Source organism: uncultured Psychromonas sp. (assembly GCF_947489755.1).
GTDB lineage: Bacteria > Pseudomonadota > Gammaproteobacteria > Enterobacterales > Psychromonadaceae > Psychromonas.
In genome coordinates, this window is record NZ_CANLFB010000004.1 from 67,465 (window position 1) to 84,823 (window position 17,359).

General features: G+C 36.3%; 15 protein-coding genes and 1 tRNA gene. 7 read left to right on the top strand and 9 right to left on the bottom strand.

What is annotated here, in order from left to right:
- Positions 1-25: 25 nt before the first annotated feature.
- The 3 genes from Q0794_RS03350 to Q0794_RS03360 all read right to left on the bottom strand — a co-directional run bounded on the left by Q0794_RS03350 (position 26) and on the right by Q0794_RS03360 (position 2,180).
- Positions 26-640, bottom strand: a complete 615-nt coding sequence (locus tag Q0794_RS03350; RefSeq protein WP_298940119.1) for an FKBP-type peptidyl-prolyl cis-trans isomerase — start codon at positions 638-640, stop codon at positions 26-28.
- A 352-nt stretch (positions 641-992) separates the two neighbouring features.
- Complete coding sequence (locus Q0794_RS03355) at positions 993-1,550, bottom strand: bifunctional adenosylcobinamide kinase/adenosylcobinamide-phosphate guanylyltransferase (RefSeq protein ID WP_298940120.1); 558 nt, start codon at positions 1,548-1,550, stop codon at positions 993-995.
- Between the two features lie 222 nt (positions 1,551-1,772).
- A complete protein-coding gene (locus Q0794_RS03360) occupies positions 1,773-2,180 on the bottom strand; it encodes a lysozyme inhibitor LprI family protein (RefSeq protein ID WP_298940121.1) in 408 nt (135 codons plus the stop codon).
- A gap of 908 nt (positions 2,181-3,088) precedes the next feature.
- Here Q0794_RS03360 and Q0794_RS03365 point away from each other — a divergent pair.
- The gene (locus tag Q0794_RS03365; RefSeq protein WP_298940122.1) at positions 3,089-3,769 is read left to right on the top strand and encodes a glutathione S-transferase family protein; all 681 of its coding nucleotides are present in this window, start codon (positions 3,089-3,091) and stop codon (positions 3,767-3,769) included.
- Positions 3,770-4,144: 375 nt separating this feature from the next.
- Complete coding sequence (locus Q0794_RS03370) at positions 4,145-4,750, top strand: YitT family protein (protein WP_298940123.1); 606 nt, start codon at positions 4,145-4,147, stop codon at positions 4,748-4,750.
- A gap of 189 nt (positions 4,751-4,939) precedes the next feature.
- Here the strand turns inward: Q0794_RS03370 and Q0794_RS03375 are convergent, their stop codons facing one another.
- From Q0794_RS03375 to Q0794_RS03395, 5 genes are all read right to left on the bottom strand, one after another.
- The gene (locus tag Q0794_RS03375) at positions 4,940-5,992 is read right to left on the bottom strand and encodes an alcohol dehydrogenase family protein (protein ID WP_298940125.1); all 1,053 of its coding nucleotides are present in this window, start codon (positions 5,990-5,992) and stop codon (positions 4,940-4,942) included.
- A complete protein-coding gene (locus Q0794_RS03380) occupies positions 5,992-6,510 on the bottom strand; it encodes a TetR/AcrR family transcriptional regulator (RefSeq protein WP_298940266.1) in 519 nt (172 codons plus the stop codon). The genes Q0794_RS03375 and Q0794_RS03380 overlap by 1 nt, the downstream gene beginning before the upstream one ends.
- A gap of 448 nt (positions 6,511-6,958) precedes the next feature.
- On the bottom strand, positions 6,959-7,591 hold the full coding sequence (locus Q0794_RS03385; RefSeq protein WP_298940126.1) for a LysE family translocator: 633 nt from the start codon (positions 7,589-7,591) through the stop codon (positions 6,959-6,961).
- A gap of 427 nt (positions 7,592-8,018) precedes the next feature.
- Positions 8,019-8,109, bottom strand: a tRNA-Ser gene (locus Q0794_RS03390).
- Between the two features lie 133 nt (positions 8,110-8,242).
- A complete protein-coding gene (locus Q0794_RS03395; RefSeq protein WP_298940127.1) occupies positions 8,243-8,878 on the bottom strand; it encodes a PilZ domain-containing protein in 636 nt (211 codons plus the stop codon).
- A gap of 221 nt (positions 8,879-9,099) precedes the next feature.
- Between Q0794_RS03395 and leuS the strand changes: the two genes are divergently transcribed.
- From leuS to ggt, 5 genes are all read left to right on the top strand, one after another.
- Positions 9,100-11,688: a leucine--tRNA ligase gene (gene leuS / locus Q0794_RS03400; protein ID WP_298940128.1), complete on the top strand. Its 2,589-nt coding sequence runs from the start codon at positions 9,100-9,102 to the stop codon at positions 11,686-11,688.
- Between the two features lie 295 nt (positions 11,689-11,983).
- A complete protein-coding gene (lptE, locus tag Q0794_RS03405; protein ID WP_298940129.1) occupies positions 11,984-12,511 on the top strand; it encodes an LPS assembly lipoprotein LptE in 528 nt (175 codons plus the stop codon).
- Positions 12,512-12,517: 6 nt separating this feature from the next.
- Positions 12,518-13,516, top strand: coding sequence for a DNA polymerase III subunit delta (gene holA / locus Q0794_RS03410; RefSeq protein WP_298940131.1), 999 nt, complete (start codon positions 12,518-12,520; stop codon positions 13,514-13,516).
- A 9-nt stretch (positions 13,517-13,525) separates the two neighbouring features.
- Positions 13,526-14,173, top strand: a complete 648-nt coding sequence (nadD, locus tag Q0794_RS03415; RefSeq protein ID WP_298940132.1) for a nicotinate-nucleotide adenylyltransferase — start codon at positions 13,526-13,528, stop codon at positions 14,171-14,173.
- Positions 14,174-14,247: 74 nt separating this feature from the next.
- A complete protein-coding gene (gene ggt, locus Q0794_RS03420) occupies positions 14,248-16,017 on the top strand; it encodes a gamma-glutamyltransferase (protein ID WP_298940133.1) in 1,770 nt (589 codons plus the stop codon).
- Between the two features lie 115 nt (positions 16,018-16,132).
- On the opposite strand, the gene Q0794_RS03425 is transcribed toward ggt, so the two are convergent.
- Entirely contained in the window at positions 16,133-16,816 is a 684-nt protein-coding gene (locus Q0794_RS03425; RefSeq protein ID WP_298940135.1) for a PilZ domain-containing protein, read from the bottom strand.
- Between the last annotated feature and the right edge of the window lie 543 nt (positions 16,817-17,359).

The following is a 17,359-nucleotide window of genomic DNA, read 5'->3' on the forward strand; positions in this document are numbered from 1 at the left end:
AAAACTTAATGTCGCTAGTATTAAATTATTTAATTGCTAATAATTCAACTTCAAATACTAATGTTGCGTGTGGGCCGATTGCAGCACCTGCGCCACGCTCACCGTATGCAAGATCTGCAGGGATAGCTAATTTCATTTTTCCGCCTGGAGACATTAATTGTAATGCTTCAGTCCAACCAGCAATAACACCGCCTACAGGGAACTCAGCAGGTTGACCACGTTCAACTGAACTGTCAAATACTGTACCGTCGATTAAAGAACCGTGGTAATGAACGCTTACTGTAGATTCAGCAGTTGGCTTTTCGCCTTCGCCTTCTGCAATAACTTCATATTGAAGACCAGATGCAGTAACAGTAACGCCTTCTTTTTGAGCGTTCTCAGCTAGGAATGCTTCACCAGCCGCGCCTAATACTTTAGCTTGCTCAGCAGCAGCTGCTTGCATACGCTCAGAGATAACTTGGAATGCCGCTTGTAGATCTTGTTGAGAAACTTTACTTTCTGCGCCAGCAAATGCATCAGCAATACCTGCAGAAACCGCTGAAATTTCTAGACCGTCAAAAGGATTAGAAGCAAGTTGCTCACCCATTTGTAAACCAATACCGTAACTTGCTTGTTGCTCTTGAGTCGTATAATCAGACATATATTTTCTCTCTTTTTAAGAATTTTTGGGTTTCCCCATCTAGGTTAAATAATAATATGGGGAGCAAAAATAAGATTTAAAGGGGAAATATATAAAAAATTAAATTTTATTTAAAACAATACAAAATTTAGGTCTATATCCACCTAACTCTCACGATTGTTTTAGACCCTGTCAATAATTCGGTGTAACGGCGACATCGAATTAAACAGCCTTTAAAAGAAAACATTGAATAAATGTTTTTTAAATAAGAACACTAAGCTAAGAATATTTACGTAAGCATTGATACATAATTTTTGTAACAGTTTTCCTTTATAAGTTATTGTTATCGAAGTGTTCTAATAGAAATAAATAACTACTTAAGTGTTTGCTTAATACCAGCAGTCACCAAAAACACATGCTCAGATAAAGCAGCAACCTTTTGATTTAACTCGCCTAATTTGTCCGCATACCGTCGTTGCAAAGGGGTTTCACCAATCAGGCCACAACCAACTTCCCCTGTCACAATAATCACATCACACTTAGCTGCCGCTAAAAAAGACAGTAACAAAGCTTGTTGTTGTTCAAGTATGATTAAATTCTGCGTTAAGGGATTGTCTAAACATAAATACCAACCTACCCAAGTAGAAAGGCATTCAATTAATACGATATTGTCTGGTGAGTTCAGTGATTGTAAAACAGATAATAGGTCAACTTGTTGGTAATCTAACTCGTGCGTAGCAATGGGTAAATCAAACTGTGATTGACGACTTTGCTTATGTTTCTCAATACGCTCAATGGTTTCGTCACCAAAAGCAACACTTGTTGCAATATAGGCAGGTTTTAAACAGTCGGATTTAACACGCTCTATTAACAATGTTTCTGCAGCAGCGCTCTTCCCACTTCGTACACCACCAATAAACAACTGAATCATAACCACCCTTTTCTAAAACTATTATTATAAGTCGCCCTATATTACACAGAATATCTAAGCAATTAACGTTTAAATAAAAAGAAAATACAGGGCGAATGAATTATTAAATAACTTATCTATAAAACTTAAAAATCACAATAAAGATGTCAAATAAGTCATATTCCATAAATGCTGAACTAATAACTTTAGTTCTCCAATTTAATGGTTTATTAAACGTTTACTTTAAGTTTTTGGTTCAGGCAATACCGCGGGTGTACTGTCCATATAAGTGAGAAAGTTTGACCAGATTTCATGTGTTCGTTGCTTGGTCAATTTAGTTTTACAATTTAAAGACATAACACCTCTAATACTGCCCTCTCTCCACATAGTATAAATAGAATCACAATGCGCTTTAATATAGACTTTCCATGCCTGTTGAGCTTTATCAATAGCCGTAATCAACTCTTTATCGTAGCTATTTTTTTCTTTACTTTTAGCTAAGTAGGTCGTCATTTGGAGTTCTGCTTTGTTTAACTCAATACCTGCACAGTAATTGATATCAAGCGTGCTAATTATATTATTACAATCAATTTCATCACTCACTGCAAAACTTGAGTAAATTACGTATATTAAGAAAATAAATTTTTTCATTAAAGCCTCTTATTAATGAGTAGATTAAGTCGTCGATAGTCGGTTAACTATTATTTTTGCCGTTCTAGTACCCAATACAACAAAGACCATCAAATAACCTCGCAAGGTAATTTAGAGATTGTTAAATATTTCTTTGAAAAAATGGATTTAGAATAATGAACTTCTGATAGTGAATGCGTAAAAATAAACTTGCCCGAGTTATTAATAACAACTCGATATCGCGTTTTTGGAAAGAAATCAAATTCGATAGTGCGATTATTTATGACGCGGACATTCTCTAGGATCCCAGATAGATACTCGAAACCAAGGTCAATACTATCTAGAAGCCTAAAATCCCTACTAACAAAAGTTAAATGTAACTGTTCTTCAAACGCACAGTTATCCGTCGACAATAAGAGAAAGCCTCCATCATCTAATATATATTGCTTCTCAAGCACTGCACCAGAGACATTTAAAGGTACTTTTTTTGAGTAAACTCTAATTCCGTATTGTCGTTAGTTTTTGCTTTTAAACTAGATGTTTCAATTTCTTGCATAATAGACTTAAAGAAAAATGATTTTTATTTGTTATTTTTAAAATATATCATAAGTTCATTTTTTACACCTAATACAAAATAACGCCATTAGTGATTATTAGCTTTGCCTAAGGCGATCACTAAAAGCAACACATTATATTCAGACCTGAATTTAGATCTGCGAGTGTTCGCATTGCGGTTGTTTTAAGATCAATTATGTTGTTTTAAAAGTTGTTGTTTTAAAAGCAATACTGATTCACAGTAAGCTTATATATGATCACATTAAGACCAGTAATAATGTTTTAAACGTAAAAATTACACCCGATTACAGTTGAAGTGCCTTAATGTGCATGTTTTATAAAAATATTTCACCTTAACAATAGAAGAGAGAGTTATGATAATTTTGCACGGTTTTGCCGCTAGTAACTATTACAATATAGTGAAACATGTACTTCTCTATAAACAATTACCATTTCAAGAAAATCTCCTTTACGCGGGCAGCAAAGAACTATTAGCTATTAGTCCAGTAGGCAAAGTACCCGCAATCACAACGCCTGATGGGCTTAACATTTCAGAATCGAGTGTTATTTGTGACTTTCTGGAAGAGACCTATCCTGACATTCAACTCTATCCTGAAAACAGTGGCGAACGTGCTGTTGTCCGTCAAATAATGAAAATAGCAGAGCTTTATTTTGAATTGCCAAGTAGACGCTTTATACCTTATGCCTTTTCCGGTACTGAAGCACCAGAGTCGGTTAAGATAGAAGTACGCCAAGTATTAAAACGTGGTATTACTGCATTAAGTCATTTATCTCAATTTTCACCATGGATTGCAGGTGAGCAATTTACGATGGCTGATATTTACGTATATTACGTTAATAGCATTGTTAGTAAATTTGCTCCTAGCCAACTTGAATGGGATGTACTGGCAGAAATACCAGGCATGGAAGAGTGGAATGAGACGATGGGTCAATCGAGCATTGCACAAAAAATTCAAGTCGATCGTTTAACAAATATGCCCGAATTTATTAAAAAAGTAACCGCTCAAATTAGAGCATCAAAAATGAAAGAATAATTACTCATTTAACCTCAATTCTGGTTAATGAAAGTGCAATTTGACTTAAATAAAGTGTTCGATTTCAATGCAAATATGTGTAATTACTGCACCATATTAATGCAATTTAGTGTATGAATGAGCTTGTTATATCACCTAAACAGAACTAAATTAGCGGCGTTGCTAGTAAGGTAACGTCTATTAATTATTGGTCTAATTATTGCTCCTTAATATTTAATCATTACCTTTAGTCATTATTAACGACTAAAGGTTTATTACTTTAATTCAAGTATTGAAAGCACTGATGATAAAGACTCATTTTTCACAACCTTTCATACATTCAACACAAATGAATTTATACTTACTTTTATTACTGAACGTATAATTAGGCTTGTTATGTCTACTAAATCAGCTCAACACTCATTATTTGAAGATGCTCAAGGCATATTAATTGGCACGCTTCTCGCTGCACTTGGCATTACGTTTTTTAAATCAACAGGATTGCTTATTGGGGGCACTGCAGGGTTAGCATTTTTAGGACAATATGCCTCTTCATATTCATTCAGTGATGTGTTTTTTGTTATCAACCTACCCTTTTATTATTTATCATATCGACAGCTTGGGTTAGCGTTTACACTAAAAACATTCATCTCTGTTTTTCTACTGTCTATTTTTGTCGAATATGCGCCTGCTTTTATGCAATTTAAATTTTTAGACCCAATATATGCGGCTTTTATTGGAGGGTTATTAGTTGGCTCTGGTTTACTCGGATTATTTAGACACCAAGCAAGCTTAGGCGGACTGACTATTCTCGCCCAATACTTAGCACAAAAATATTCTATATCCATTGGTAAATTTCAAATGGCAGTAGATTGCATTGTCCTCATTCTCGCCATTTTTATTGTGGATTGGAATGCTATCGTTTTATCCATTGTCGGTGCCATTTCTTATAACCTGATACTGGTTATAAACCATAAACCAGGACGCTATAGTGCGAGATAATGGTATTAAACAGCAAGAATATCATGACTGTAAGGACAAACAGACATAGTGAACCTCTATAAATGAGCCATTAAATCCACCATAATAAACGAGCAACAAAAAGCACTTTAGCAACTCTTTGTATGTGATGGTTCATTTATAATAAGCCATCACAAATAGTCTTGATAGAGACATATCCACGACTCGATTTTACTCAGAGACCTTAAGCACAATTTTACCTACATGTGCCTTTTTCAAAAACGTATCTTGCGCTTTATTTATCTCTTCCAGTGGAAAAGTAGCCGCGACGATTGGCTTAATTTTGCCTTGTTCAATCCAATTTATTAAACTTTTAAAGACCTTGGGTTCGAGTACGGTACATCCAAAAAAGCTTAAATCTTTTAAATACAGAGTTCTAACATCTAATTCAACTAGCGCCCCACCAATCGCACCAGATACAGCATATCGACCTTTAGGTTTTAACACGTCTAACAATTGCGACCACTGCTTTCCAGCAACGAGATCAATCACTACATCAACACTACTTTCACCTAATACGTCAGATAAATTAGCGTCTCTAGCGATAACTTGATCGACGCCTAAATCTAATAATTGTTGATTTTTACTTGGGCTAGTGACGGCAATGACGTAAGCCCCACGTGCTTTTGCAAGTTGAATAGCAGCAGAGCCAACACCACCTGACGCACCAGTAATCAGCACTTTATCTTTTGATGTTACTTGAGAGCGCACCATCATGTTTTCAGCTGTAGAATATGAACAAGGAAAAGACGCTAATTCAATATCAGATAATGTACTGTTTATGTCGTAAGCATGTTTTGAGGCCACCACAGTATATTCTGAAAACCCACCATCGCACTCAGATCCAAAGTACCAAGGTGAATGAAGTGTTTGACCACCCGCTTCTTTAAGACAAGGTTCAATCAATGCTCGCTCGCCAATACGCTCTTCACTAATGCCTTCACCAACACTAACAATCGTTCCACAAACATCTGCACCTTGAATACGAGGGAAGTTCAGTTGATTTCCAGACCAGCTCGAATTTAAATCATTTTCATCCCCCTTTGAATACCAACCAATACGCGTATTAATATCAGTATTATTAACGCCAGCAGCAGACACCTTGATCAATACTTCGTTGTTTTTCGGTGTAGGAACCGCTACGTCACAGCTGTATTGTTGCATATCAATGTCACCATATCCGGTAAGTTCGATGCCTTTCATTGTTTTAGGAATATTAGTCATTATTTATTTGTCTCCATAAGTTGTGAAATTGTTTGTTTAGCTGATGTTATTGTTTCAGCGCCCAATACAGGCCATGCATTAGAACCCCCTTCATGTAGCAGAAAAAGTGCTGTTGCAAGATCTTCTCGCTGGCTTTTCTGAGCAATAAAAATACGTACCGCTTGTTTATGAGATTTTACGGCACTTGCTATATCAGCATTATCAGGAAAAGCAGCAATTGCATTGATCGATAAGCAACCATGGGGAGCAAATTCCTCCATCCATTGTTCGAGCTTATTAAAAATATTAAGAATGGATTCAACGCCGTCAGAGGTTGAGTCATCTTGTAGAAAAGTAATATATCGTTGATGCCTGTAGTTCAAAGCAGCAACTATCATCATCTCTTTGGATGGGTAATATTTGTATAACGTTCGTAAACTGACATTACACGCTGTTTTTAATTGGGCAACGCTTGGCTCTGCAAATCCATATTGGCTGAACTCTTTTTCCAGAGACGCAGTGATTTTCTCTTTAAGCATAAATGAAACCCTTAGTAGAGCAATCACTCTACTTCGTCAATATTATTTATAAAAACAGGTCATTTGAAAGGAGAGAAGGTGTATAAAATAAACTGCGTTTAATATGAGATTTACAAAGTTTAAGTGATTAAACTTATTTAACGTTAAGAAGAGATTTGATAATCGCACCAGTGTGTTGTTTTTTTGTGAGATGTGTTGTTTTTTTGTGAGATGTGTTGTTAAAGCGTGTTGTTAGATATGTTTGTTATTAAAACTAAATCTAATTAGAAAAATATTGATGATGTTAGTTTACTATGACCAGTATCTATCTTCCCCTGCCCCTAGGCTATTTGAATGTTAGTCTTCATGTAGGCAATACATATTGAATTAATAGATTAATTAGCTTAATGAGGTCATTTGAAAATGATTTAAAGTATCGCCAATCATAAAGTACAGATGCTCAGGTATTTTAATGTTTAATAAATAAAACACTTGTCCCCATACCAACAAATAAACCACCACTGATTCTGTGGAACCATTTCATGTTATTGATATTTGATAGCGCTCCCTTTGCTCTTTGCGCTAAATAGCCATAACAAGATAATGATAGAAATGAAAAGACCATGAATATAGCCGTCATAATGATAAATTGAGGCATAATTGAATAAGTTGTATCTAAAAACTGAGGGAACAATGCAACAAAGAACAATATTGGTTTAGGGTTTGTCGCTGCGACTAAAAACCCTTCTTTGAAGTAAGAGATTAAAGGTCGGTTATTGTTGATAACTGATATTTCTTTTGAGCGTTTATTGTTTGAAAATAACTGTCGACACCCTAAATAAATAAGATAAAAAGCACCCACTATTTTAACCATAAGAAATAAAGTCGAAGAGGATAAAAGGATCGCACTAAGACCACTGATCGACAATATTGACAATATTGACAACATCATTAAGCCAATAATATTGCCAAGGGCAGAGACCATCACGACTTTATTGCCGTTAACAGCACCATTATAAATAGCGAGTAAAATGGCAGGGCCAGGACTGATGATATAAAAAAAGGCAACGAAGACGTATATTATTAACATATCGATATTCATGGGCTATCCCTAAAAAGCGACAAAGAAGGTGAGTATTGATTCAGCAAAAGAAGTTATGTAAATACTCTTTTACCCCAAAAAATAAATTAAAGCACTGATCAATTAAAATATAGCACCATCAAACTACTTGGTAACCTCAACATTAAAGTATATAACGTCTAAACACTAAGAAATGCAGTTATCATTTGAATCCAGAAAATACTCATCATATAGATGTATTGAATTAGCCTGTATTAACAACGGAAATTTGATATGCCATCCATCTGGTATATCAATGTAGGGTAGTTTATAAGAAGGGAAAAGTTAACACTGAAGAACAATCAAAACCGAGAAAGTAAAAAGGCTCATTACTTTTCAGTCATGAGCCTTTTCTAATGTTACTGAAACGAAAAAGGGCTTCTCAAATGAGAAGCCCTTTTTCTTAATGTGGCGGAGGAGGAGAGATTTGAACTCTCGGAGAGCTATTAACCCTCGCTGGTTTTCAAGACCAGTGCATTCAGCCGCTCTGCCACCCCTCCGCAGAACGAGACGAATAATACAGAGTTTAAGCCTTGTTTGTAAAGGAACTTTTTGTAAAAAAAAATCGTTTGGCGAATAATCAAACAAACCGTTTAAATAAAAATCACTCTGTATAGTTATTATACTAACTGTTTACTTGAATCTGTTGATGTGCGCATCTGGATGTTGTTCCGCATGACACTCAAATAGATATTCAGTTAAAGCAGAAAGCATTTCGTCATCGCTCTCTTTACCTAATGAATAAGCCACGGTGTATTTATCAATACGGCGTATTTGTGATCCACAAATAGCCAATCTTTGACGGTCAGGTAATTGTAAATAAATATTGCTTAGGGTTAGTGGCAATGATTCGTTTTCAGGATCATCAATTAATAGAGAGATACCAGATGCTGAGAGGTCCTTAACGCGGTAAGGTAAAAGCTCGCCTTTTTCATTAACGATTCTCATGGTTTTATCTGCCGATAAACGCCAAGAACGTAATTTATCACCCGTTTCATAAATTTTAGGAGACTTGAGGGTCATGCTAAAATTAGTGAAGTCACCCATTTTCATTTGTACTGGAAAAATAAGATGGTGACTTCCGTAATTAGCAACAAGTTGTAAGTCATCTGCTAGACCAAGCTGAAACAGTAAAGCATCTTTTCCTGATGTTGATGAGATATCATAATTTAGCTCTTTGTTATCGCTAATCTCTGTATCCAATAACATTTCAGACAATAACTCGAATTCCTGATCATTTATTAATAATTCTTTATCTGATTTAGTCATTGGTCTCCACCTTATTATTTTTTAGAAAGTCCTTATCCCTTTTATTTTACGACAATTTCATCAATTTATATCTAAAAAATCACTTTTTAATCTGTTTTCTTTCGCAAAAATTCAACTTTTTTAAAAAATCAGGCTTCATTTCTCATAAATATTGTTGCTAAGCAACTGCTCCTGTATCCTACAGCCCTTATTAATTTATTTTCATTGCAGGCAGACTTAATATGCAAGAGTTATACAACCCTAAAGAGATTGAAGCTAAATTCCAAAAACATTGGGATGACAATCAATCATTTAAAGCGACTGAAGACCCATCTAAAGAAAAATATTACTGCCTCTCGATGTTTCCTTACCCAAGTGGCAAATTACACATGGGTCATGTGCGTAATTATACGATTGGCGATGTTGTGTCTCGTTTCCAACGTATGCAGGGTAAAAATGTTATGCAACCTATGGGTTGGGATGCATTTGGCTTACCAGCAGAAAATGCAGCACTTAAGAACAATACTGCACCAGCAGGTTGGACTTATGAAAACATAGCTTATATGAAAACACAGCTTAAACAGTTAGGTTTTGGTTATGACTGGAGCCGTGAATTAGCGACTTGTCAGCCAGAGTACTACCGTTGGGAACAATGGTTCTTCACTAAGCTATTAGAAAAAGATTTAGTTTACAAAAAAATGGCAACGGTAAACTGGGATCCTGTTGACCAAACAGTATTAGCCAATGAACAAGTTATCGATGGTCGCGGTTGGCGTTCAGGTGCCATTGTCGAGCAAAAAGAAATTCCACAGTGGTTTATTAAAATTACCGCTTACGCTCAAGAATTATTAGATGATTTAGACCAGTTAGAAGAATGGCCTGAGCAAGTACGTACCATGCAACGCAACTGGATTGGTCGCTCTGAAGGTATCGAGATGGACTTTAAAGTGGCAAACAGCGATGAAACTTTCTCTGTTTACACAACACGTCCTGATACGGTAATGGGTGTCACTTATGTTGCTGTAGCAGCACAACATCCTTTAGCGTTAGAAGCAGCAAAATCTAACCCAACATTAGCGGCATTCTGTGAAAGCTGTAAAAATGTTAAATTAGCCGAAGCTGAATTAGCAACAATGGCTAAAGTCGGTGTTGATACTGGCCTTAAAGCTATCCACCCTATTACCGGTTTAGAAGTGCCAATTTGGACAGCTAACTTTGTATTGATGGGTTACGGCTCTGGTGCAGTTATGTCTGTTCCTGCACATGACCAACGTGATTATGAATTTGCTAAAGAATACGGTTTAGATATTAAAGCTGTGATCAAACCTGCTGATGCAGACGTTGATGTGTCAATTGAAGCGTTTACTGAAAAAGGCGTGTGTTTCAACTCTGGTGATTTTACTGCACTAGAAGGTTTAGCGTTTGATGCGGCATTTGACGCAGTAGAAGCGCGATTAGCAGCTGAGAACAAAGGTAAACGTCAAGTTAACTTCCGTCTTCGTGATTGGGGTGTTTCTCGTCAACGTTACTGGGGTGCACCAATCCCAACGTTAACACTTGAAGATGGTACCGTTGTACCTGTACCTGAAGATCAATTGCCGGTTATCTTGCCTGAAGATGTCACCATGAATGGCATTGTTTCACCGATTAAAGCTGACCTCGAGTGGGCTAAAACAACTTATAACGGTCAACCTGCTACGCATGAAACTGATACCTTTGATACCTTTATGGAATCAAGCTGGTATTACGCACGTTATTGTTCACCACAAAGTGACGATAAAATGTTAGATCCTGCTAAAGCTAACTATTGGTTACCGGTTGATCAGTACATTGGTGGTATTGAGCACGCTATTTTACATCTTTTATATTCTCGCTTCTTCCATAAATTATTACGTGATTTTGGATTAGTTAACAGCGATGAACCTTATAAGAAGCTATTAACGCAAGGCATGGTATTAGCAGATGCTTATTACTATGAAGATGCAAAAGGCGGTAAAGTCTGGGTATCTCCAACAGAAGCCATTACTGAGACAGATGCGAAAGGTAAAGTCATTTCAGCTAAAACAGCCGATGGCCAAGTATTGATTTATGACGGTATGAGTAAGATGTCTAAATCAAAAAATAACGGTATCGACCCGCAAGTGATGATTGATAAATACGGCGCAGACAGCGTGCGTTTATTTATGATGTTTGCTGCACCGGCTGAGCAAACGTTAGAGTGGTCTGACTCTGCGTTAGAAGGTTCATTACGTTTCCTTAAGCGTTTATGGAAATTAGCATTTGACCATGTTTCATTAGGTGACGTTGCGCCATTAGATATTAAAGCATTTAATAATGAACAAAAAACATTACGCCGTGAATTACACAAAACAATTGCTAAAGTGAGTGATGATGTTGGTCGTCGTCAAACCTTTAATACTGCGATTGCTGCGGTCATGGAGTTAATGAATAAACTGACTAAAGCGCCAACTGAAGCAGCACAAGATCGCGCTATTTTACAGGAAGCTTTGTTAGCAGTGACTAAATTGTTATCTCCAATCACACCGCATATTTGTGCAGAACTATTTACTTTATTAGGTTCTGAAGATGATATTTTATCTGCGCCTTGGCCGACGGTTGATGAGTCAGCATTAGTAGAAGATTCAAAACTGATCATCGTACAAGTTAATGGCAAATTACGTGCAAAATTAACGGTTGCAGCTGATGCTACACAAGAAGAAGTAGAAGCACTTGCGAATGAAGATGACAACGTGAGTAAATTCACGACTGATAAAACGGTTCGTAAAGTAATTTATGTACCGGGTAAATTATTGAATATTGTGGCTAATTAATTAAGCTAGATATTCAATTTACTGGTCTAAAACTGATACAAGCGATTAGTTTTTAATGATTTAATAAACCTCTTATTATTAGTAATAAGAGGTTTATTATTAATCAGGCTTGTTAATATTATTGATGACCTTTAATTTTTATGTCTGTTGTTTTGTAATGTCTCATACCATACAAAACACTGGTGAGATAAACTCAAAACAAACGAAGTCTATAACCTGATTTTCAATAGCTAAATAACTAAATAGCTAGATAACCGACTTATTTTATTCTATTAAACATTACAAAAGGCTTTTTATGCATTCAATTTACTCTCGAGCTTTTTATCGTCGCGCAATGCTATTAATAACTATCGCAATGACCTTATTATTAAGTGGTTGTGGCTTTCACCTTAAGCACAATAATGGTTTAGTGGAAAAATTCCCTGAAATATACTTACAAACAAATAATCCTAAAGGTGATTTAACACGCCTTGTTAAATTACGTTTGCGTGGCGCAAGTATTAAAATATTAACTGAACCGAAAGCGGATGCGGCAGTGTTAAGGCTCAAATCAGAAAGTCAAAGTGAACGTACTATCTCGTTATATGCAACGGCACAAAATGCAGAAAAAGAGATTGGTTATGTGATGAAATATTCTCTAAAAATGCCTAACTACACAGCAAAAGATTTTGACGTAAACTTATACCGAGATTTTCTCTATGACTCTTCACAAGCATTAGCAAAATCACGTGAACAAGAACTATTAATTAAAGAATTACGAGGCGTTGCAGCAGATCATATTCTTGCTACGATGTTGAGTATAGAAAACCAAACGGCTGAGTAATTTTTTATGAGAGTTTATCCTGAGCAGCTGGCACAACAGATCCAACAAAAACTGCCTAGCTGCTGTTTGATATTTGGTGATGAAGCATTATTAACCATTGAGGCCTTTGAACAAATTCAAGCTAAAGCAAAAGCACTAGGCTTTCTAGAACGCTTTAGTTATAGCTTGGACGGTAATTTTGATAAAGACCAAATATTCAGCCAATTCAATACCCTATCATTGTTTTCTGAACGTCAAATTATTGAGTTAACGCTCAGTAAAACCACCAAAGAAAATACTGACTTCATTAGGGAGATCACACCCCTTTTAAATCCTGATATTTTATTGGTACTCAAAGGTCCCAAACTCAATGCGCAACAATTAAAAAGCGTTTGGTTCAATAAACTAGAGCAACAGGGGATCTTTGTTGCAACTAATGCATTAATGCCACAACGTTTCCCACAATGGTTATTTCAACGATTACGATTTGTTGAGTTGACGGCTGACAATGAAGTTATTGATTTTTTAACGTTACATTTTGAAGGTAACTTATTAGCAGCAAAGCAAGAAATTGAAAAATTATCTATCCTTTTTCCAAAACAACATTTACATTTAACCCAAGTAGAACAAAGTATTACAACGCATAACCATTTTAGCTTATTCCAATGGGTAGATAGTTTATTAGCCGGTGAAAAAGCACGAAATGCGCGGATTATTAAGCAATTACAGGCTGAAGGCACAGAGTTGTTGTTACTGAGCGCGACATTAGCCAGTGAAATTCAGAAACTGCTTTCATATTCGTATCAGATGCAAACACAACCATTACCATCACTATTTGCACAACAAAAACCTAAATTGTGGCCAGCTAAACAAGCTTTATTAACCAATGCACTAAATCGTTTAAGCACACTACAATTAGAAAAAATGCTTATTGAGTGTGCTCAATTAGAGGTTTCAGTCAAAGTTGAAAATAAAACAGATACTTGGTTACAATTGAATGCTATTTGTTATCAATTTTTAAAATAAAGGAAGTAAATGAAAATTAATGGCTGTACAGCAATAGGTTTTTTAGGGGGGACATTTGACCCCATCCATTTTGGCCATTTACGCCCAGCATTAGAAATTCAACAAGCACTGAATTTACAGTCATTATATTTACTGCCAAATTATATCGCCCCACATAAAGAAAAAACCTTAGCCAGTACAGAACAACGCATTGAAATGGTTAAGCTTGCGATTAAAGAAACACCAGAGTTACAACTCAATACGCAAGAGCTTCTTCGCTCAACTCCCAGCTATACGATTGATACGTTGAAGTTAATACGACAGCAATATCCAGATACCCCGATCTGCTTTATTATGGGGATGGATTCATTAATTCACTTTAATAGCTGGTATCAATATCAAGAAATATTAAATTATTGCCATATAGTGGTTAGCCATAGACCTGGTTGGGATCCTACATTCAATGATGTTGTCAGTGAGCTTTTAAGCAAACATCAAATACAAAATCCTGCATTATTACATGACGCTTTAGCTGGATTTATCTACTTTCAAAGCACCAGCCAATTAGCTATTTCGTCTTCTCAAATTCGTAATCTACTAGCCGCAAAGCGAAGCATTAACTTTTTAACCCCACAATCTGTTTGCACTTACATAAAAGAACAACACTGTTACACCTAGCTTTAAACGCATAACCATAGCAATATAACAATAAGAAGAAACGGAAACTTTACTTTTAAATAAGGAACATCACTATGTTAGCTCTGATTAAAAATAAAATATCTCACCCTCTCAACTTCGCTGTTTTATCCTTTTCGCTACTTGCGATTACCCCATCTGCATTTGCAGCAACCACTACAACCGCTGCGCCACAGACAGCAATCTACAGTCAAATGGCCATCCATCATCCTGTATGGGCGAAAAGTGGTATGGTGGCTTCACAGGAAGCGATTGCGACTAATATCGGGTTAGATATTTTAAAGCAAGGTGGTAATGCCATTGATGCAGCCGTTGCGGTTGGGTATGCATTAGCCGTTACGCTGCCAAGAGCGGGTAATCTAGGTGGTGGTGGCTTTATGTTGGTGTATCTAGCTGACAAAGAACAAGTTGTTGCTATCGATTACAGAGAAAAAGCACCAGCGGATGCTTCTCGAGATATGTATCTTGACGAAAATGGTGATGTTATTCCTAATTTGTCGACTTTTCACGGTTTAGCTATCGGTACTCCGGGTACCGTAATGGGCTTAGAACATGCACGAAAAACCTTCGGTACGATGTCTAGAGAACAGTTAATTGCCCCTTCTATTAAGTTAGCGAAAGAAGGGATTGTCGTCACCGCTGATTTAGCAACCTCACTTAATGCCTTAAAAGAACGATTAAGCAAATGGCCAACGACTCGTGAAATATTCTTTAAAGAAGATGGTTCAAACTATCAACCTGGCGATATTCTTAAACAAGAAGACTTAGCGAAGACACTGTCGATCATCAGTAAAGAGGGCGAAAAAGGCTTTTATGAAGGTGATATTGCAAAAGCAATCGCGAGTAGTATTCAAGAAGCCAATGGTGTGGTAACAGAAAAAGATTTGAAAAACTACAACGTTGTCGATCGTGAAGCGATTAAAGGAACCTACCGAGGTTATGAAGTGTTTTCTATGCCGCCACCGTCTTCAGGTGGCGTACATATAGTGCAAATATTAAATATGCTCGAAAACTATGACTTAGCTGCCATGGGGCATAACAGTGCACAACATATCCATACCATGGTTGAAAGTATGCGCCGTGCTTATGCAGACCGTAGCTTACATTTAGGTGATAGTGATTTTGTAAAAGTCCCGGTGAAAACACTGACCAGTAAAAAATATGCAAAACAATTAGTGGAAACCATTGACCCAAACAAAGCGACATCAAGCAAAGATATTCAACCTGATGCTAACTTGCCTTATGAAAGTGACCAAACAACACATTTTAGTGTCGTGGATAAATGGGGTAATGCAGCAAGCAATACGTATACACTAAATTATAGCTATGGATCAGGGATTGTTGCTAAAGGGACTGGCGTACTATTAAACAATGAAATGGATGACTTTTCATCTAAACCTGGTCACGCTAATGGTTATGGATTAATTGGCGGAGAAGCTAATGCTATCGCCCCTGGTAAACGCCCTCTTAGTTCAATGAGCCCTACTGTTATTTTAAAAGATAATGCGTTGTTTATGGTAACGGGTACACCAGGTGGTTCTCGTATTATCACCACCACATTACAAGTTATTTCTAATGTAATTGATTATGATATGAACATTGCAGAAGCAAGCTCTGCAACACGTATCCATCATCAGTGGTTGCCGGATTATATTCGTATTGAATCAGGTTTAAGTGCCGATACAATTAAAATATTAGAAGAAAAAGGCCATGAGTTAAAAGTACAGTCTGCTATGGGAAGCACACAAAGCATCATGAAATCTGAGACGGGTTTATACGGTGCATCTGATCCACGTAGGCCCTCTGCATTAAGTGTAGGTTATTAGAAATACTATTGAGGAACATTAACAAAGGGGCATTAAACTGCTTTTAAATTAGTGTATTAGCGAAATGAGATAAGGTTATCTGTTGATGGGTATTTTATTTGCCGACAGGTAAACCTTATTTTTGTAAATGATGTAATAACAATTCTTGAATACTTGCTTTAGCTTCTGTTTCTGGGGTCATAAAAACAAGACCGCATTGCACTTCATCATTAACGTTTAAGTTATTTATATTTTTCAATGCCACTGAAAGACAAATCTTTTTGCTCCCTTCTTCAAGATCAATACACAGTTCATAGACAGTGCCTACGGTTAAACTCTTTTCTTTTTTACTGACAAAAGCACATCCTTGAATAGATAAATCAATCAACACACCATTCGCTATAACCGCCTTCGTTTCTGAATCAACCATTGAAGCTTCAACACTCACATCAACTCGTCGATGTTGTCGTAATGTCGCTGACTCAATCGTTTTCGGATAGTCTAATACTAACCAACGCCCCATGATCGTCATAATTTTTTGTATTGAAGATCGAAAAGCAACAACGCTAGCTTGTTGTTGGTCATTATTCATAAAACGTACAATGACATCATTAGTTTCTTTAATGTGCGGTAACGCTTTTATCCAGCTTGGATCATTGCCAAACGCTAAAATCACTGACATATTTGGATCGACACCAATTAAACGTGTTTTCAAGCGAATTGGCTTAGTAGCGGTAATGATTTGTAGATGTATGATTTCACCGCAATTGACTTGATTTAAACGAGTAAGTTCTCGATTGTCTATCTTTGACACTTCCATCTCTCGAACTCTCCAACTTTTATTTATACGCCAGTGATATGTGATCGCTTATTAATAAGGTGGTATGGCTTAAATAGGATAAGTTTTAATAATTTGACCGATATAAATACATATGCGTATTTGAAACTAAATAACCTACTGAATAGATAACCCATGACCCCATACGGTATTCATCATTCTTAAATTCACATAACAAGCACTTAATATAGTATAAAAAGTGAAGATTGTATTTATGATTATTTCATTAAATAAAGATGTCTTCGATTCAGATCATAAGTGCAGAATAAAATACCGCTATTTAAAAGGATCACGTGATGAATCTTTTAATAGTGTTGATGTGATGACCATTAAAGAGAACACTTTTCAATAACCTCGAGGCTGCAATGAAAATTGTACTTTCAAACTTACAATAACCCATTTAGAGTTTCAATCATTTGATGATCAAAATGCCACTAAGAATAAGTAACACATAACGTCAGTATGCTCTCAATCGAATTAGTAAGATCTCCGGGTAGTTATAGACAACACTATCAGTTATGATCG